At 68.4% G+C, this 17,562-nt stretch carries 18 protein-coding genes; 13 read left to right on the top strand and 5 right to left on the bottom strand.

Annotated elements, in window-relative coordinates; translation table 11 throughout:
• The first annotated feature begins 104 nt into the window (after positions 1–104).
• From ACR652_RS14365 to prfB, 4 genes are all read left to right on the top strand, one after another.
• On the top strand, positions 105–746 hold the full coding sequence (locus ACR652_RS14365; protein ID WP_434507156.1) for a phosphoribosylanthranilate isomerase: 642 nt from the start codon (positions 105–107) through the stop codon (positions 744–746).
• Positions 747–940: 194 nt separating this feature from the next.
• On the top strand, positions 941–2,179 hold the full coding sequence (gene trpB, locus ACR652_RS14370; RefSeq protein WP_434507157.1) for a tryptophan synthase subunit beta: 1,239 nt from the start codon (positions 941–943) through the stop codon (positions 2,177–2,179).
• A 79-nt stretch (positions 2,180–2,258) separates the two neighbouring features.
• Positions 2,259–3,362, top strand: a complete 1,104-nt coding sequence (locus ACR652_RS14375) for a CorA family divalent cation transporter (RefSeq protein ID WP_434507158.1) — start codon at positions 2,259–2,261, stop codon at positions 3,360–3,362.
• A gap of 107 nt (positions 3,363–3,469) precedes the next feature.
• A protein-coding gene (gene prfB, locus ACR652_RS14380; protein ID WP_434507207.1) for a peptide chain release factor 2 occupies positions 3,470–4,601 on the top strand; the annotation gives its coding sequence in 2 pieces (ribosomal slippage) (positions 3,470–3,538 and positions 3,540–4,601; 1,131 coding nt in all).
• Positions 4,602–4,607: 6 nt separating this feature from the next.
• On the opposite strand, the gene ACR652_RS14385 is transcribed toward prfB, so the two are convergent.
• The 3 genes from ACR652_RS14385 to ACR652_RS14395 all read right to left on the bottom strand — a co-directional run bounded on the left by ACR652_RS14385 (position 4,608) and on the right by ACR652_RS14395 (position 6,757).
• Positions 4,608–5,000, bottom strand: a complete 393-nt coding sequence (locus tag ACR652_RS14385) for a PIN domain-containing protein (protein ID WP_434507159.1) — start codon at positions 4,998–5,000, stop codon at positions 4,608–4,610.
• Positions 4,997–5,242 carry an antitoxin gene (locus ACR652_RS14390; RefSeq protein ID WP_434507160.1) on the bottom strand — a complete coding sequence of 82 codons (246 nt, stop codon included), beginning with the start codon at positions 5,240–5,242 and terminating at the stop codon, positions 4,997–4,999. Before ACR652_RS14390 ends, ACR652_RS14385 begins: the two co-directional genes overlap by 4 nt.
• A 69-nt stretch (positions 5,243–5,311) precedes the next feature.
• The gene (locus ACR652_RS14395) at positions 5,312–6,757 is read right to left on the bottom strand and encodes a M23 family metallopeptidase (protein ID WP_434507161.1); all 1,446 of its coding nucleotides are present in this window, start codon (positions 6,755–6,757) and stop codon (positions 5,312–5,314) included.
• A 144-nt stretch (positions 6,758–6,901) separates the two neighbouring features.
• Here ACR652_RS14395 and ACR652_RS14400 point away from each other — a divergent pair, with 144 nt between their 5' ends.
• Both ACR652_RS14400 and msrA read left to right on the top strand, forming a co-directional pair.
• Positions 6,902–7,225: a hypothetical protein gene (locus ACR652_RS14400; protein WP_434507162.1), complete on the top strand. Its 324-nt coding sequence runs from the start codon at positions 6,902–6,904 to the stop codon at positions 7,223–7,225.
• A 22-nt stretch (positions 7,226–7,247) separates the two neighbouring features.
• Positions 7,248–7,898, top strand: coding sequence for a peptide-methionine (S)-S-oxide reductase MsrA (gene msrA, locus ACR652_RS14405; protein WP_434507163.1), 651 nt, complete (start codon positions 7,248–7,250; stop codon positions 7,896–7,898).
• Positions 7,899–7,914: 16 nt separating this feature from the next.
• Here the strand turns inward: msrA and mepA are convergent, their stop codons facing one another.
• Positions 7,915–8,826 carry a penicillin-insensitive murein endopeptidase gene (mepA, locus tag ACR652_RS14410; RefSeq protein WP_434507164.1) on the bottom strand — a complete coding sequence of 304 codons (912 nt, stop codon included), beginning with the start codon at positions 8,824–8,826 and terminating at the stop codon, positions 7,915–7,917.
• 138 nt (positions 8,827–8,964) lie between these two features.
• On the opposite strand from mepA, the gene ACR652_RS14415 reads away from it, so the two are divergent.
• From ACR652_RS14415 to ACR652_RS14445, 7 genes are all read left to right on the top strand, one after another.
• The gene (locus ACR652_RS14415) at positions 8,965–9,543 is read left to right on the top strand and encodes a L,D-transpeptidase (RefSeq protein WP_434507165.1); all 579 of its coding nucleotides are present in this window, start codon (positions 8,965–8,967) and stop codon (positions 9,541–9,543) included.
• Between the two features lie 136 nt (positions 9,544–9,679).
• Complete coding sequence (locus tag ACR652_RS14420; RefSeq protein ID WP_434507166.1) at positions 9,680–11,170, top strand: NAD(P)/FAD-dependent oxidoreductase; 1,491 nt, start codon at positions 9,680–9,682, stop codon at positions 11,168–11,170.
• Positions 11,167–11,595 carry a GtrA family protein gene (locus ACR652_RS14425; RefSeq protein WP_434507167.1) on the top strand — a complete coding sequence of 143 codons (429 nt, stop codon included), beginning with the start codon at positions 11,167–11,169 and terminating at the stop codon, positions 11,593–11,595. The genes ACR652_RS14420 and ACR652_RS14425 overlap by 4 nt, the downstream gene beginning before the upstream one ends.
• The gene (locus tag ACR652_RS14430; RefSeq protein ID WP_434507168.1) at positions 11,592–13,370 is read left to right on the top strand and encodes a hypothetical protein; all 1,779 of its coding nucleotides are present in this window, start codon (positions 11,592–11,594) and stop codon (positions 13,368–13,370) included. The genes ACR652_RS14425 and ACR652_RS14430 overlap by 4 nt, the downstream gene beginning before the upstream one ends.
• 36 nt (positions 13,371–13,406) lie before the next feature.
• The gene (locus tag ACR652_RS14435; RefSeq protein ID WP_434507169.1) at positions 13,407–14,393 is read left to right on the top strand and encodes a hypothetical protein; all 987 of its coding nucleotides are present in this window, start codon (positions 13,407–13,409) and stop codon (positions 14,391–14,393) included.
• Positions 14,390–15,316 carry a heparan-alpha-glucosaminide N-acetyltransferase gene (locus tag ACR652_RS14440; protein ID WP_434507170.1) on the top strand — a complete coding sequence of 309 codons (927 nt, stop codon included), beginning with the start codon at positions 14,390–14,392 and terminating at the stop codon, positions 15,314–15,316. The genes ACR652_RS14435 and ACR652_RS14440 overlap by 4 nt, the downstream gene beginning before the upstream one ends.
• Positions 15,317–15,514: 198 nt before the next feature.
• On the top strand, positions 15,515–16,408 hold the full coding sequence (locus ACR652_RS14445) for a 2Fe-2S iron-sulfur cluster-binding protein (RefSeq protein ID WP_434507171.1): 894 nt from the start codon (positions 15,515–15,517) through the stop codon (positions 16,406–16,408).
• Between the two features lie 126 nt (positions 16,409–16,534).
• Here ACR652_RS14445 and cobS read toward each other — a convergent pair whose 3' ends face one another.
• Complete coding sequence (cobS, locus tag ACR652_RS14450; RefSeq protein WP_434507172.1) at positions 16,535–17,533, bottom strand: cobaltochelatase subunit CobS; 999 nt, start codon at positions 17,531–17,533, stop codon at positions 16,535–16,537.
• Positions 17,534–17,562 lie beyond the last annotated feature (29 nt).

Genomic DNA, 17,562 nt, shown 5'->3' on the forward strand with positions numbered 1-17,562 from the left:
CGCGAACCCCACCCGGCGGTCCGCGACCGCCGGCCTCCCCGTCAAGGGGAGGTATGGGGATCATTCCGCCAGGATAGAGTCAAAGCGCGGACAGGGCGCGGGACATGAAAAAAACGCTCGTCAAAATCTGCGGCCTTTCCTCCCCCGAGACCCTGCTCGCGACCATCGCCGCCGGCGCCGACATGGCCGGCTTCGTCTTCTTCGAGAAAAGCCCGCGCCACATCGATCTCGAAACCGCGCGCACGCTGGGGATAATGGCGCAGGACCGCATCTTTCGCGTCGCCCTCACCGTCGACGCGCGCGACGACGCGCTCGACGAGATCGTCGAGGCGCTCGCGCCCGACATGCTCCAGCTCCACGGGCGGGAAAGCGCCGAGCGGGTCACGGCGGTCAAGGCGCGCTACGGCCTTCCCGTGATCAAGGCCATCGGCGTCTCGACCGCCGAGGACGTGGCGCGCGCCGGCGCCTTCCGGGACGTCGCCGACGTGCTGCTCTTCGACGCCAAGCCCGCCCCGGACGCCGCCGTTCCCGGCGGGGCCGGCGTCGCCTTCGACTGGAATTTGCTGCGCAACATCAGTGCAGCAAACTGGATGCTCTCGGGCGGCCTCGACCCCGAAAACGTCGCCGGGGCGCTGCGCCTGACCAAAGCCCCCGCCGTGGACGTCTCCTCCGGCGTCGAGCGCGAACGCGGCGTGAAGGACCCGGCGCGCATCGAAAGCTTCGTGAAGGCCGTTCGATCGCTTTGATTCGCGGCGCGAAGGCTCTAAAGATTCGGCAGAGAGAAAGAAAACGGGCCTGCCCCCTCCCCACCCCTCCCCCGCCGCGCGGGAGAGGGAGCAGATTGGCGCCTTCATCGAGAAGGCGGGTCGTGAGCGTCCCCTCTCCCGCCTGCGGGGGAGGGACAGGGAGGGGGCAAGGCCGCCAAAAAGGATCGCGCCCCGTGAGCAAGCCGCTTCAGAATTCCTTCCGCGCCGGCCCGGACGAAAACGGCCGTTTCGGCATTTTCGGCGGCCGCTTCGTCGCCGAGACGCTCATGCCGCTCGTGCTCGATCTGGAGCAGGCTTACGAGACCGCGAAGAACGACCCCGCCTTCCACGCCGAGCTCACGAGCCTCCACAAGCATTATGTCGGCCGCCCGAGCCCGCTCTATTTCGCCGAGCGCATCACCGAGCATGTGCGGGCCAGGGCGGAGCCCGGCAAAGGCGCCAAGGTCTATTTCAAGCGCGACGAGCTCAATCACACCGGCGCGCACAAGATCAACAATGTGCTGGGCCAGATCCTGCTCGCGCGGCGCATGGGCAAGAAGCGCATCATCGCCGAGACCGGCGCCGGTCAGCATGGCGTCGCCACCGCCACCGCCTGCGCCCGCTTCGGCCTGCAATGCGTCGTCTACATGGGCGCGGTCGACGTCGAGCGCCAGAAGCCCAACGTCTTCCGCATGAAGATGCTCGGCGCCGAAGTCGTTCCCGTGCAGTCGGGCGCGCGCACGCTGAAGGACGCCATGAACGAGGCGCTGCGCGACTGGGTGACCAATGTCGCCGACACCTTCTACTGCATCGGCACCGCCGCCGGCCCGCATCCCTACCCCGCCATGGTGCCCGACTTCCAGTCGATCATCGGCAACGAGACCCGCGTCCAGATGCAGGAGATGGAGGGGCGCCTGCCTGATTCGCTCGTCGCCTGCATCGGCGGCGGCTCCAACGCCATCGGCCTGTTCCACCCCTTCCTCGACGATCCCACGGTCGAAATCTACGGCGTGGAAGCCGCCGGCCATGGCATCAATGTGCCGAATGGCCACGCCGCCTCGCTGACCGGCGGCAAGCCCGGCGTGCTGCACGGCAACCGCACCTATCTCCTGATGGACGACGACGGCCAGATCCTCGAGGGCCATTCGATTTCGGCGGGCCTCGACTATCCCGGCATCGGTCCGGAACATTCCTGGCTGCATGAATCGGGGCGCGTGACCTATATCAGCGCCACCGACCGGGAGGCGCTCGCCGCCTTCCAGCTCTGCTCGAAGCTCGAAGGCATCATCCCGGCGCTGGAGCCCTCCCACGCGCTCGCCAAGGTCTTCGAGCTCGCGGCGCAGAAGCCTCAGGATCACCTCATGGTCATGAACATGTGCGGGCGCGGTGACAAGGACATTTTCACCGTCGCCGACCATCTCGGCGGCATGTAGGCGGCGCACGTCGGGGAGACGCCCGGGCGGCGCCTCCCCCTGTCATAGAACTGTCACCGATCGGCGCGCTTTGATCGGCATGCGCCAGACACAGATCGCCGACCGCCAATTCAGAGACGCCCTTCACGCCGACATTCCCGGCTGTCTCTGGATCCTGCGTTTCGACGGGGATGGGCGCGCGACGCCCGGAACGGCGGCCGATCTCGACAGGCTCGGCGCCCCGGCCGAAGGCTTCGTGTGGCTGCACATGGACCTCACCGACGTGCGCGCCCGCCCGCTCATCGGCCGCATCGCCGCGCTCTCGGAAAACGCCCGCGAGGCGCTGTGCGACCCGCTCGACCACCAATATCTCGAATATTCCGAAGGGCTCGTCAGCGGCGCGCTGCTCGATCACGAGCGCACGCTCGCCGGCCCGGCCGCGCGCACGGATTTCCTGCGCTTCGCCATCGGGCCGGGCTTCATCGTCACGGCGCGGCGCCGCCCGATGAGCAGCGTCGAGGCCGTGCGCGGCCTGATCGGGCGCGGCGCCGCGGTCGAATCGCCGCTCGCCCTGTTCGAACGGATGGCGACCGATCTCGTCGATGAGCTGAGCCGCATGGCGAATGACGTCGGCGCCGCCTTCGACCGCGCCGAGGATCTCATCATCGACGGGCGCGGGCGCAAGGCCCGGCCGCTGCTCGGCGCGGCGCGGCGTGACGCCGTGCGTCTCTCGCGCCAGGTCGGGGGGCTGGTGTCGACGCTGGCCCGCCTGGAGAGCATCGAGGACGACCCCGAAGACGCGACCGACAACGAACTGAGGGAAATGGCGGCCAGGCTCGTGCAGCACACCGATTCGCTCGGCCGCGACATGCAGAGCCTTCAGGATCGCGCCCGCCTGCTCCAGGACGAGCTGAACGCCATCCTGAACCTCGAAACCAACGACCGGCTCTATGTCCTCACGGTGGTGACGACCCTGCTGCTTCCGGCGACCTTCGTGACCGGTTTCTTCGGCATGAATCTGAAGAATCTCCCCTTCGCAGACAGCGAGGAGGGAACGGTCTATGCGGCCATGATCTGCTTCGTGGCGGCCGGGCTCGTGCTGCTCCTCATGCGCCGCTGGGGCCTGACCAGCGACGCGGACTCGGAGGAAAGCCGCCCCCGGCCGCAAGCGCCGGTTTCGAGGCCGGCGGACGAGAGCTTCTGACGCTCGTCTCGCGGCGGGCGGAGGCGGCTTTACATCCCCGCGCGCCGCGCCTAATTTCCGCGCGCCTGCGGGGGCGCCGCTCCCGATCCAGACGAAAGAACATGTCAATGCGCGCCGAGCCGCTTGCGCTCAAGGAACAGATCGAGCAGTCGGTGGGGCTGCTGAGGAGGCATCTTTGACGTCGAGACCGCGACCCGCCGTCTCGCCGAACTGAACGTCAGGGCCGAAGACCCCGCCTTCTGGAACGACCCCGAGGAAGCGCAGAAGCTCATGCGCGAACGCACCCAGCTCGAAGAGCAGATGGGGGCGGTCGAAAAGCTCGGGCGCGATCTCGACGACGCTCTCACCCTTGTCGAACTGGGCGAGGAAGCCGGCGACGAGGCGACCGAAAAGGAAGGGATCGAAGCGCTCAAGGCGGTGCTGAAGGACGCCCAGGCCCGCCAGATCGAGACGCTGTTCTCGGGCGAGGCCGACGGGAACGACACCTTCATCGAAATCCACTCCGGCGCCGGCGGCACCGAGAGCCAGGACTGGGCGCGCATGCTGTTTCGCATGTACGCCCGCTGGGCCGAGCGCAAGAAGTTCAAGGTCGAGGTGATCGAGGAGACCGCCGGCGAAGAGGCCGGCATCAAATCCGGCACGCTGCTGGTCAAGGGCCACAACGCCCATGGCTGGGCCAAGACCGAATCGGGCGTGCATCGCCTCGTCCGCATCTCGCCTTTCGACTCCAATGCGCGCCGCCATACGAGCTTCGCCTCGGTGTGGGTCTATCCGGTCGTCGACGACCGGATCGAGATCAACATCAATGAGTCGGACTGCCGTATCGACACGTATAGATCATCGGGCGCGGGCGGCCAGCACGTCAATACGACCGACTCGGCCATCCGCATCACCCACATGCCGACCGGGATTGTCGTGGCCTGTCAGGCGGAGCGCTCGCAGCACAAGAACCGCGCCACGGCGTGGAACATGCTGCGCGCCCGGCTCTATGAGCGCGAACTCGAAATGCGCGAGGCCGAGGCCAACAAGGCCGCCGCCAGCAAGACCGACATCGGCTGGGGCCACCAGATCCGCTCTTACGTGCTGCAACCCTATCAGCTCGTGAAGGATTTGCGCACCGGCACGACCTCCGGCACGCCGTCGGAGGTTCTCGACGGCGATCTGGACGACTTCATGCAAGCCTCTCTCGCGCAGCGCATCTATGGCGGCGGGCCGGAGAAGATCGAGGACGTGGACTGACCGGACTCAGGCCCAGCTTTCGAGCGACAGGCCGGGGACGCCGGAAAAATCCTGCGGCGCGAGGGTCACGAGCGTGCGGCCCTCCGCCAGCGCCTGGGCGGCGATCATCCGGTCCAGCATGCGCCGCCGCTTGGGCTCGATCTCGCGCAGCAGCGCGCCATAGGCCTCGGCCGCCTTGCGGTCGAAGGGCAGAATGTCGAGGTTCTGGCCGAGCAGCGCCAGATTTTCCGAAAGTCTGGGACGCCGTCCCGCCGAGGCCGCGGCGGTGAGCAATTCCGCATAGGCGATCGCCGGGATCGCCACCGCGTCGATGGGCAGGCGCGCGAGTTTCGACAGCGTCGCCGCCTCGCCGCTGGCGGTGGCGAACACGGTCGAGGCGTCGAGCAGATAGCGGGTCACGTCAGTCCTCCCCCGCCCAGTCGCGCTTTGGGGGGCTTGAACGCCGGCCGCTCCAGGGCGCCCGGGGCCGGACCCAGTCCCAGCCGCGCGACCAGCTCATTCATGCTCAGCCGGGCGGGTGAGACGAGGAGGCTCTCGCCCTGGCGCGTCACCACCACCTCGGCCCCCTCGGGAAAGGCGACGCCGCGCGGCAGGCGCACCGCGAGGCTGTTGCCGGACTTGAAAACCTTCGTCGTCCCCATCCCGGCAGGGTCCCACCTGCCCGACCGCCTGTCAATCTGCGTATGCACAACGAGGCTGGAAAGTCGCCTCTACTGCAGGACGCCGCCCAGCGCCGAGGCCGCGCTGAGGAAGCGGGCGGGATCGACCGCCTCGCCATCCATGCGCACCTCGTAATGCAGATGCGGACCGGTGGAGCGGCCGGTCGAGCCGACCTGTCCGACGACGGCGCCGGGCGCCACCTGCTGGCCGACCGCGACGTTGATCGCCGAAAGATGGCCGTAGCGCGTGGCGAGGCCGCCGCCATGGTCGATCTCGACGAGATTGCCATAGCCGCCCTGCGGCCCGGCCGCGGTGACGACGCCCGCCGCCGTCGCCTTGACGGGCGCGCCATAGTCCTCCCGCAGATCGACGCCGCTGTGCAGCGCCGGCCGGCCGAAAAAGGGGTCGGTGCGATAGCCGAAGGCGGAGGTCATTTGCAGCGCGCCCGCGAGAGGCTTGCGGAGCGGTGTGACCGGCAGCGCGCGGCGCAGGCCGTCGAGGGTCGCGACCGCCGTCTGGGCGGCGGCGAGATTCTGCTCGAAGAGCCCCTCGGTGGCCTTTGCGGGGGCCGCGACGAAGGGGCCGCCGACCGCCGTTGCGCTCTCCTTGCGGCGCGCGCGAGAGAGATAGCGCTCGACCGGCAGCCCGGCCATGTCGAAAGCCGCGCGCAGGCGCGTCGCCGCTTCGACGGCGGGGCGGACGAGTCCCGACAGCCGGCGGGTCTGGTCGCGCTCGATCCTGTCGAGAGAGAGGGTGAGACGCTCCAGCCGATCCGGCAGCGGCGCGGCCGGGTCCGCGGCCTGGGCGAGCGGGGCGGCGTGGAACAGCGCGGCGGCCTGGACCGTGGCGGCGCGGGGCGCCCCCAGCGACGCCGCGCCCTGCCGCCTGGGAGCGGAATCGGCGGGCGGCAGCGGAACCGGCTTCCCCGCGCCGTCGCCGCCACGCAGTTCGAGACCCTGCGGCTGGGGCTTCTCCGGCGTGTCGGGCGACTCGATGGCGGAGCGCGCCTGCGCCGCCTGCTTCTGGGCCGCGCCGACCATTTTCGCGGCGGGCGCCTCCGGGCGGGTCGGCACGAGCGTGGTCAGCCCCGCGCCAGGCGAGAGCGTGCGCTCGAGAAGCTGGGCGACGACGGCGGCCCGCGTTTCGAGCTGCGCCTGCCGCAGCACGAGGCTCTGCACCTTGCCCTCGACGCCGTCCTGATCGATGACCTGGCGGCTCGCAATCTGATCGAGACGCAGCCGCAAGGCGGCGATTCGGTCCTCATAGGCGTATTGCATCTTCGTCTGGCGCTCGATCAGACCGGCGAGCAGCCCGTCGCGGAAAATCAGATAGCCGGCCGCGACGGCGATCGCCGCCACGACAAGCGCGAGGGCTCCGACCGTCCCGATCAGCGCCGTCGGGGACACACGGTAATTGCGAATGCGGTTGCCGCGCGCGAGCGGCACGAAGAGATCTCCGGAAGCGTCGACGTAGGAACCCTCGAGACGATTGCGCATGACTGAACCTGCCGGGGCGCAGCGCCAACCGCGACGCGCGCCCAACTGTCCTCATTCAAATACGGTTAAGGTTAACGCTTCGCCAAAAAGCCGAGCTTATGTTCGAATGCGTCGCCAGCGTGGACAGGCGGCGGGCGCGCGCTTATGGTCGACGCGATGCTTCGCCTGCTCACACGTTTTCTCGGCCTGCTGCTGCTCGCGGGAGGGTTCATCGCCCTCATCGTCGACGGCACGCGCTCGATCGCCGGGGGTCAGCTTCTCGTCACGACGCTGCGCCGTGGCCTGTCGGAGACGACGCCGGCCCTCTACAAGGCGCTCGAGGCGGATGCGGGGGCCAAATCGGCCTACCTTCTCGACGCGGTGTCGATGCTGATGGCGCTGCCGATCAGCCTCACGCTGGGAACGCTCGGCGCGCTGCTCATCGTGTTCAGCCACAAGCAGGAAGCGGATCGCTATTGGCGCCGCTGAGCCCTGCCTTATCTTTTCCGGCATGGCTCTCTTCGACAAGCTCGACCTCGCCCGTCTCCTCGGCCCCCTTCCCGACCGCCCGGCGCCCGTCGCCCATGGCGCGCGCCATTTCGTCAACGGCCATCCGCTCGACCCGCCCTTCCCCGCCGGAACCGAGGAGGCGCTGTTCGGCATGGGCTGTTTCTGGGGCGCCGAGCGCAAATTCTGGCAGGCCGGCGACGGCGTCTTCGTGACCGCCGTGGGCTACGCCGGCGGAACGACCCGAAACCCCACTTATGAGGACGTCTGCGGCGGCCGCACCGGCCACGCCGAAGTGGTGCGGGTGGTCTATTTTCCGGAGGCGATCTCCTTCGAGAGCCTGCTGAAACTCTTCTGGGAAAGCCACGATCCGACCCAGGGCATGCGCCAGGGCAATGACGTCGGCACGCAATATCGCTCCGCGATCTTTGCGACGACGCCGCAGCAACGCGCCGTCGCCGAGGCGTCGCGGACGCAGTACCAACGCGTATTGACGGACGCCGGCTATGGCGCGATCACCACCGAGATCGCAGAGGCTCCGCCCTTCTATTACGCGGAAGCCTATCACCAGCAATATCTTGCGAAGAACCCCGGCGGCTATTGCGGGCTCGGCGGCACGGGCCTGTCCTGCCCGACGGGAACCGGCGCTGGCTGAGAGGCCCGCGTCGGGCTCATTCGGCCTTGAGAACCTCCCGACAGGCCGCAGGAAGCGCCGTCATGGTCATGGGCGGCCAGCTCTTGCCGGATTTCTTCGGATGCAGCGCCTCGTCGGTGAACCACCAGGCGAGAGACTGGTCGCAGCCGTCGCCGGCCGGCGTCGGGTCCTGATCCTTGCAGCTCGATCCGTCGGGGCAGAACAGCCGGATATGAAAATGATAGTTGTGGCCCCACATGGGCCGCACCTTGCGCATCCAGGCCTCGCCCTCGGCCTCGCGGCACAGCGCCCGCTTGATCGCCGGATTGACGAAGATGCGCTGCACCTTCGGCTCCATGGCGGCGGCGCGGATCACCGCGAGATGGCCCTCGCTCCAGACGTCCGGCCGAATGTCGAGCAGATCCTCGCGCACGACGTCCGTCGCCGACATGTCCTCGCGTTCGGCGCGGGTGAGCTCGCGCGTCGGCATGGGGGTCAGCCAGATGTCGGCGTCGAGTCCGATCTGATGCGACGCGTGGCCGGTGAGCATCGGCCCGCCGCGCGGCTGCGACATGTCGCCGATGAGCAGGCCGGGCCAGCCCGACGCCCGCGCGGCTTTCCCTGAGAAACGCTCCAGAAACCGGACGAGTTCGGGATGGCCCCAGTTGCGGTTGCGCGAGAGGCGCATGACCTGCCAGCTGGGGCCGTTGACCGGCAGTTGCTCGCCGCCGGCGAGACAGCCGCGCGAATAGAAACCGATCGGGTCCGGGTCGAGCGGCGCGCTGTCCTGCGCCCGGCCGAACAACTCCTTGGCGGGCGTCGCGGGATCGGACGGATGCGCGAGCGGCGGGAGCGGCCTGGGGTCGAGCGTCCCCTTTTCCTGGGCGCCGACGGAGGCCGCGAAAAGCCCCAGCGCCGTCGCCGCAATGACCCTCGCCCATGCGCGCATGTGTCTGTCGCCCCGTTCCTGTCGAAGACTCCCCGGCGGCGCCGGGTCTCGCCGTAAACCTTAATGATTCATTTACGTTGCCGACGCGCCAAGGCTGCGCCACTATCTTGGCCGCACGCGTTTCACGGAGTTCCAGTCATGCGTTTGAAACTTGTCATTTTGGCGCCCGCGGCGCTGCTCGCGATGGTCAGCCTCGCCTTCGCCACCGCCTATATTCACATCGACCTGTCGACGCAGAGAATGCATGTCGACTCCGGCTCCGGCAGCTATGACTGGCCCGTCTCGACCGCCCGCGCCGGCTATTCCACGCCCGCGGGCTCCTATGCGCCCACCGGCATGGAGCGCATGCATTACTCCCGCAAATACCATATGTCGCCCATGCCCTATTCGATCTTCTTCCGGGGGGGCTACGCCATTCACGGCACCTACGCCACGGGCGCGCTCGGCCGTCCGGCGTCGCCTGGCTGCGTCCGCCTCTCGCCGGGCAACGCCAAGCGGCTCTATGAAATCGTCCAGAGCGAAGGCGGCAGCATCGCCATCAGCGGCGCGCCGCCCGCCAGCCGGACGCGCTTCGCCCGCGTCCATCATCACAATCCGGCCCGCTACGCCAGCCTGCGTCACGGCGGCCGCAGCCACGCCCTCGCCTATGCTCCCGTCCGCCATCATTCGCGCGGCACGGTGCGCAGCTGGCAGGCGCAGCCGCTCTCCTGGTTCTAAACGACTGTCGACAAGCGGACGTGAGCGTAACAGTGTCTTAACCATGCCTGCGCAGACTGCGCCTTGAGCGGAGCCATTGAGGGCCGCGCGGAAAGGCGGCCCCCGGCGCATCGCCGGCGGCCCTTGCAGGGCAGGCATGGGCGATATCATCGAAACGATCATCATCGGGGCGGGTCCGGCTGGCCTGACCGCGGGCTATACGCTCGCGAAACATGGCCGCCCGGTTCTGGTTCTGGAGCAGGACCCCGTCCATGTCGGGGGCATTTCCCGCACCGCGCAGCACAAGGGCTTCCTCTTCGACATCGGCGGCCATCGCTTCTTCTCGAAGTCGAAGGAGATCGTCGACCTCTGGAATGAACTCCTGCCCGACGATTTTCTCGATCGCCCGCGTCTGTCGCGCATCTATTATCGGGGCGCCTTCTACGCCTATCCCCTGCGCGCCTTCGAGGCGCTGAAGAATCTGGGGCTCGTCGAGAGCGCGCTGTGCATGGCCTCCTTCGCCTGGGCCAAAGCCTTCCCCGTGCGCGCGCCCCGCACCTTCCATCAATGGGTGCGCAATCAGTTCGGCGAGCGGCTCTTCGGCATCTTCTTCAAGACCTACACCGAGAAGGTCTGGGGCATGAGCTGCGACGAGATTTCCGCCGATTGGGCGGCGCAGCGCATCAAGGGGCTTTCGCTGGGCGCGGCCATCCTCGACGGACTGCGCCGGTCGCTCGGCCTGCGCGGCCGGGCGGGCGCCAAGACCCTGATCGAATCGTTTCGCTATCCGCGTCGCGGCCCCGGCATGATGTGGGAGGCCGCCGCGCGCAAGATGCAGGAGAGAGGCGGACGCCTGCTCATGGGGCGCGGCGTCGACGCGCTCGCCTACGACGAAGGCGCGGGGCTCTGGACCGTGCGCGCCAGAACGCATGAGGGCGCGGTCGAGACGTTCCAGGCCCGGCACGTCATGTCCTCGGCGCCGCTGCGCGACCTGATGAACGCGCTGACGCCGGCGCCGCTCAGCCTGTTCAACGCGCGCGCGCTCAAATATCGGGACTTTCTCACCGTGGTGCTCATCGGCCGGCCGCAGAAGGAGCTGCCGGACAATTGGGTCTATATCCACGACCCGTCGGTGAAGGTCGGCCGCGTGCAGAATTTCCGGAGCTGGTCGCCGGAGATGATCCCCGATGGGGTCTCGACCTGCCTCGGCCTCGAATATTTCTGCTTCGAGGGCGACGGCCTGTGGACCGCCTCCGACGCAGAGCTGATCGCCCTCGCCAGGAGCGAGATTGGCCGGATCGGACTGATGAACCCGGCAGAGGTCGAGGACGCCTGCGTGGTTCGCCAGCCCAAGGCCTATCCGGTCTATGACGAGGACTACGCCCGCAACGTTGAGGCGATCCGCCGCGACATCGCCGCGCGCTTTCCGACGCTGCATCCGATCGGCCGCAACGGCATGCATAAATACAATAATCAGGACCACGCCATGATGACGGGCCTGCTCGCCGCCCTAAACATCGTGCGCGGCGCCGAGATGTTCGACGTCTGGGCGGTCAATGAGGACGCCGAATATTCCGAGGCGGGCGTTTCCGGCGCGCGCGAGGCGCTGGCGAGCGAACGGCTTGCGCCGCGCCGGGCGGCGTCATGAGCGCTTTGGCCGGGCCGCGCCGGCGCGGCGCGCAGGTGATGTTCGATCTCTTCGGATATGGACTCGCCAGCGGGCTGGCGCTCGCGCTCGACGTCGCCGCGCTGATGATCTGCCATCGGCTCTTCGGGCTTGGCCATCTCCTTTCGGCGGCCATCGGCTTCCTCTCGGGACTGGCGCTGATCTACGGCCTGAGCGTGCGCTACGTCTTTTCCGGCCGCCGCAGCCTTTCGGGCGGCGCCGAAGCCGGCGGCTTTCTGCTCACCGGCCTCGCCGGTCTCCTGCTCACCGAGGCGCTGATGTATCTCTTCGTGGACCGGATCGGGCTCGACGCGCCGCTGGCCAAGATTCCGACCTCAGGCCTCGTCTTCCTCTTCAATTTCACGGCGCGGCGCGCGCTGCTCTTTTCGGGAGGACGCGCCGCGTGAGCGGGAGCGCCTCGCCGGGGGCGACGTCGGGCCGCGCGGCGCTGGCCCTGACCCTGCTCGGCGCCCTCGCCCTCGCCTGCGCGCTGGCGGCGCCGCGCGTCGGGACGGTCTGGCGGACAGGCGCCTTTTTCGATCCGGACGACGCCCTGCGCGCCGTTGAGTTGCGGGATTTCCTCGCCGGCCAGGGCTGGTTCGACGTGACCGCGACCCGTCTCGATCCGCCCAGCGGCTTGCCGATGCACTGGTCCCGGATCGTCGATGTGGCGCTCGCGGCGCTGCGCGCGCCCTTCCTTTCCGTTTTCGCGCCGGATCAGGCCGAGCGCGCCATGCGCCTCGCCTTTCCGCTGGCCTTGCTGGCCATGCTGCTCGCGCTGTCGGGCTGGGTGGCCGCCTGTCCCGGCGGCGCGCGGACGCGCCTGCTCGCCATCTGGCTGGTGACGCTGTCGGGGCCGATGTTCGGGCAATTCGCGCCCGGCCGCATCGATCATCACGCGCCGCAGATCGTGACCCTGATGGCCGCCTTCGGCTGCCTGTCGCAGGGGCTGAACCCGGCGCGCGCCGCCTGGCTCGCGGCCTGCGCGGCGCTGATGGCGCTCTCCATGGGAATCAGCCTCGAAAATCTGCCCTTCTTCGCGCCCATGGCCGGAGCGCTGGCGTGGCTCTTCCTCGCCGACGGCGCGCGCGCGCCGCTGGCATGGTTCGCCGCCGGCGCGCTGCTCGCCTTCCCGCTTGTCTTCGCGGCGACCGTGGCGCCGGCGGCCTGGGCCGTCGCCGCCTGCGACGCCAATTCCGCGCCCTGGCTCGCGGCGATCGTCACGGCCGCGCTCGGCCTCGTCGCGCTGGCCCTCGCCGCGCCCCGGCTGACGCGGATGCGCGGCCGCGCCATCGGCGTCGGCGCGACGATTGCCGCGAGCCTCGCCGTCTTCGCCGGCCTCGCGCCAAGGTGCCTCGGCGGGCCTTTCGCGGACCTCGATCCGCTTTTGCGGGAGCTGTGGCTGGCGCATGTGACGGAGGTCATGCCGCTCAGCCAATTGGCCGCGCGTTCCCCCGCCGAGGCCGCCGTCCTCGCCGCGCCCGTGACGCTGGGGCTCGTGGCGGCGCTGTGGCGCGCCCACGCCAGCGCCGGCCTGCAACGGCGCCGCTTCGGCCTTGCCGCCGCGACGATCGCGATCGGCCTCTGCGCGGGCGCCCTGCACATCCGCGTGCTGTCGTCCGTGACGCCCCTCGCGATGGTCGCGCTCGCGGAGGCGATCGCGTTCCTTTCCGGGGGCCTGCGCGCTTCGCCGGCGCTGCGCAACGCATGCGCCGGGGCGCTGGCGTTTTTCCTCTCGCCGATCGGCCTCGCGCTGACGCTCGCGGGAGACGGCCGCGACGCGCGCAAGGGCGACGCCGCATGCCTGACGCCGGAGGCGCTGGCGCCGCTCGCCGCCCAACCGGAGGGCCGCGTGCTCGGACCCTTCAGTCTCGGCTCGTATATCCTGGCGCATACGCCGCATGCGGCGTTCGCCGCGCCCTATCATCGCAACAACCATGGCAATCTCGTCGCCGCGAACGTCTTTCTCGCCGCCCCGGAGCAGGCCGAGGCGCTGGCGCGCCGGGCGGGGGCGACGCTGATCGTCTGGTGCGCGCGCGGGGCCGAGCCCTCGCCGCTCGCCACGGCGGCGCCCGCGGGGCTCGCCGCGACGCTGGCGCGCGGCGAAACGCCCCCGTGGCTGGAGAGGCGCTCGACGGCCGACGTCCCCCTCCTTGTTTTTGCCGTGCGGAGCGTGGAATAGAAGGCGTCCGCCACTCATCCACAGGGTCCGCCGAGCTTGACCGCGCCTTTTGATCGCCGCCGCTTTCTCCTTGGCGCCGGCGCCTTCTCCCTCACGCCGCCTCTTTCGCGCGCCCTGGCGCAGCCCTCGGCGCAGGACTACGCCGACGAGCTTCAGGTGCGCGTCGAAAACAAGTCCGTTCCGGAGCTCTGCGCCGAAAAGGACAATATCGAGATCGACTTCATCTCGTCGCGCATTCGCGGCCTGCAAATCCAGGCGGTGCATCCGTCCTACATCAACACCATCGTCTCGGATCGCTGGGCGCCCGACTGGTCGAGCTGCGATCTCTCGCCCGACCCCAAGGCGTTCTCGAAGGCGCAGCGGCGCACCTTCTGGGAGACGCCCGAATTCTGGATGACCGGCTACACCTTCCCCTCCTTCTGGCGGCCCAATGACGTGCCGGTGCGCGTGGGCGACAAAGTGGAGCGCGGCTTCCATCTCGTGCAGGTGTGGATGTGGTACCGCGAACGCGCGGAGGAGATTCTCGTCTTCTATCCGCCGGACGGCTACTGGCGGGCGCGGCCGCTCCCCTTCGAGGACATGCGCTGGACGGCCTATGGCTCCTCCTTCCTGGTCGGTCCCGTCGAGACCCAGGACCGCCCGATCGTCGATCTCGAGGAAATCGTCGTCGAACCGGAGAGCCGCAGCTTCACTATGAAATTCAAGCGCGGCGGCGAGGCGCGGCTGTCGATCCGGAACGCGGATCAGGAGCGGCTGGCGCTCGACGTCTCCTTCAACGACGCCATGCCGGGCGGGCGCCCCTTCGCGGCGCTGCGCTCCATGTATGCGATGGAGACCATGAGCGACGCCGCCATCGTCGCCTGGCGCTCCAAGCGCGGCAAGGGCTGGGAGGAGGCGCCCGTCATCGACTTCCACGGCGCCAACGCCACGGAAGTCTGGGTCGGCCGCCATCTGCCGTCGCGGCACAATCTGTCGGCGCCCGACATGGTGTTCGGCAAATTCCAGGGCGCCCCGGCGAAATGAGCGGGCGCTGGCGAGGACTCGACGCCGCGCGCGGCCTCGCCGTCGTGGCGATGGTCGTCTTTCACCTGATCTGGGACCTGGCCCATTTCGGCTATATCGACCATGCGATTCCCTGGTCGGCGCCGGTCAAGGCCTTCGGTCACACCATCGCTTTCGCCTTCCTCTTCATCGCCGGCGTGTCGCTGGTTCTCGCCCACCGCGACCACATGCATTGGCGCGCCTTCTGGCGACGCTTCGGGATCGTCGCGGGAGCGGCGGCGCTGGTGAGCCTCGGCACCTGGCTGGTCTTCCCGTCGGCCTTCGTCTTTTTCGGAATTCTCCACTGTATCGCGGCGGCGAGCCTGCTGTCGGCGGTCTTTCTGCGCGCGCCCTGGCCCGTGACGCTGGCGGCTGGCGCCCTTGCCTTCGCCGCGCCGCATGTGCTGGCGTCGCCGCTATTCAACGCCGGCTGGCTGCAATGGCTGGGGCTCGGGACCGCCGAGCCCTTCACCCAGGACTGGCGGCCCTTCTTCCCCTGGGCGGGGGCCATGCTGCTCGGCGTCGGCGCCGCGCGCCTGCGTCTTCGCGCGGAAACCGGGGCCGCCGCGCCCGCGACGCCGCGTCCCCACGCGCCCGGCGAGAAGGGGCTCGCCTTTCTCGGCCGTCACAGCCTGCTGATCTATCTCATCCATCAGCCGCTGCTTTTCGGCCTGTTCACGGCGCTGCTGGCGGTCGCCCCGCCGGCGCCGAACGCGACCGCCTTCATCGCCGAATGCGAAAGAAGTTGCGTGGCGGAGGGCTCGCGCCAGAGCTTCTGCCACAGCTTCTGCGGCTGCACGGCGGCCGAGGCCGGGCGCGGCGCCGCGCTTGCCGGCGTGACGGATCAGGCCGCGCGCATGAAACGCATGCAGGACATCGCCGCGCGCTGCCTCTCAAGACAATAGCCGGACAGTTTGCCTGCGGCCGACAGGGCTGTCGGGGATCGTTCAATCCTGTTGGAAATCTGATCCGATTGTCCGCCGAACCACGCGGGCGCTGCTGATTTCATTGACCCTCGTCATGGATCGAGGCGCTTTCGGCTGGCCCGCAATTTGCGCCCTGGACTGAGCAGGAACTCTCTCCACAGACCAGGAGGCAACGCCGTGGCGAATGTCACTTTCTCATCGCCTGTCATGGCCAAGGACGTCACCGTTTACGCAGTCGCGGGCGATCGCGGAACGCTGCTCGCGGTGGCGAAGGAACACAAGATCCCGCTTCCCTTCGATTGCCAGGACGGCGAATGCGGCTCCTGTCTCGTCGAGATCAAGCATCTCGGCGAGACCAAATATGCGATCGCGCTGACCGAAAAGGAGAAGGAGCTTCTCAAACAGCTTGGCAAGATCACGAAGGACGAGATCGAGAACGCCGAAGTCAACGACATGCCGCCGCGCTATCGGCTGGCCTGCCAGTATTTCGTGCGCAACGAGGACATCGTCGTCGCCTTCGAGGGCGACCAGACCCTGCCCGCGAAAGGGCCGCATATCACCCACGCCGCCGGCCGTTTCAAGGGCGGCACGGAGATCAACTCGGTCGACGACTTTCTGGGCTATGCGGTGAAAGTCGAGGAAGACGCCGCGATCCATTACGAGGAGCTGGCCGCGGCGATGGAGGCCTGCGGCAATCAGCGCGTCGCCACGCTTTTTCGCCAGTTGGGCGGTTTTTCGCGTCGTCACCTCGCGGAGGCGAAAGCGCGGGCCGGCGCCATCGATCCGACCAAAAACGTCCCGCCGGATTACGCCTGGCCGGGTCATGTCACGCCGGAGCGCGCCTCTGTCTGGGCGGCCGATTCAACGCTGTCGCGCATCGACGCGCTGAAGGCGGCCTTGCAGGGCGAAAAGCGCGGATACGAGTTCTACTGCGCCGTCGCGGCGACCAGCAAATCGCCCGAGGTCGTCGCGCTGGCGAAGGACTTCGTGAAGGAAGAGGCCGACCACGTGAAAGTGCTCGAAGCCTGGGTCGTCCGCGAGGAATGGGACGTGAAGCACGCGATGGCGTAGAGCGGGAGGGGAGATTGCGGCTCCCCCTCCCCCAACCCCCTTCATCAATGCCGCTGATCGCGAGCGTCCCCTCTCCCGTGAAACGGGGGAGGGACAGGGAGGGGGTCTCTCAACCCCGCCGCTTTCTCAGGTCATGACCACGTTCACGGCGCTTTCCGGCAACTCCTTGCCGAAGCAGCGCTGGTAGAACTCCGCGACCAGAGGGCGCTCCAGCTCGTCGCATTTGTTGAGGAAGGTGAGCCGGAAGGCGAAGCCGACGTCGTTGAAGATCTCGGCGTTTTCCGCCCAGGTGATCACCGTGCGCGGGCTCATGACGGTGGAGAGATCCCCGGCCATGAAGGCGTTGCGGGTGAGATCGGCCACGCGCACCATCTTGTTGGCGATGTCACGGCCCTCCTTGGAGGCGCCATAGGACTTCACCTTGGAGACCACGATGTTGGTCTCCGCGTCATGCGGCAGATAATTCAGCGTGGTCACGATCGACCAGCGGTCCATCTGCGCCTGATTGATCTGCTGCACGCCGTGATAGAGGCCCGAGGTGTCGCCCAGCCCCACCGTATTGGCGGTGGCGAAGAGGCGGAAGGCGGGATGCGGGCGGATGACCCGGTTCTGGTCGAGCAGCGTCAGGCGGCCGGACACTTCCAGCACGCGCTGGATGACGAACATCACATCCGGGCGGCCGGCGTCGTATTCGTCGAAGCAGATCGCCACATTGTGCTGCACCGCCCAGGGCAGGATGCCGTCGCGGAACTCCGTGACCTGCTTGCCGTCCTTGAGCACGATCGCGTCCTTGCCGACGAGATCGATGCGGGAGATGTGGCTGTCGAGATTGACGCGCACGAAGGGCCAGTTCAGCCGCGCCGCCACCTGCTCGATATGGGTCGACTTGCCGGTGCCATGATAGCCCGTGACCATGACGCGGCGGTTCCTGGCGAAACCGGCGAGAATGGCCAGCGTCGTCTGCCGGTCGAAGAGATAGTCGGGATCAATGTCCGGCGCATGTTCGTTGCGCTGGGAAAAGGCGGGGACAACGAGGTCCGTGTCGATCCCGAAAACCTCGCGCGCCGAGACCTTGATGTCCGGCGTGCTTTCCAGGCCCGAGCCGGCGTTCACTGCTTCGACCAAAATCTTCCTCCGTCTGGCGGGCGGCGCGT

This window comes from Methylocystis sp. (assembly GCF_051061225.1).
Taxonomy (GTDB): Bacteria; Pseudomonadota; Alphaproteobacteria; order Rhizobiales; family Beijerinckiaceae; genus Methylocystis.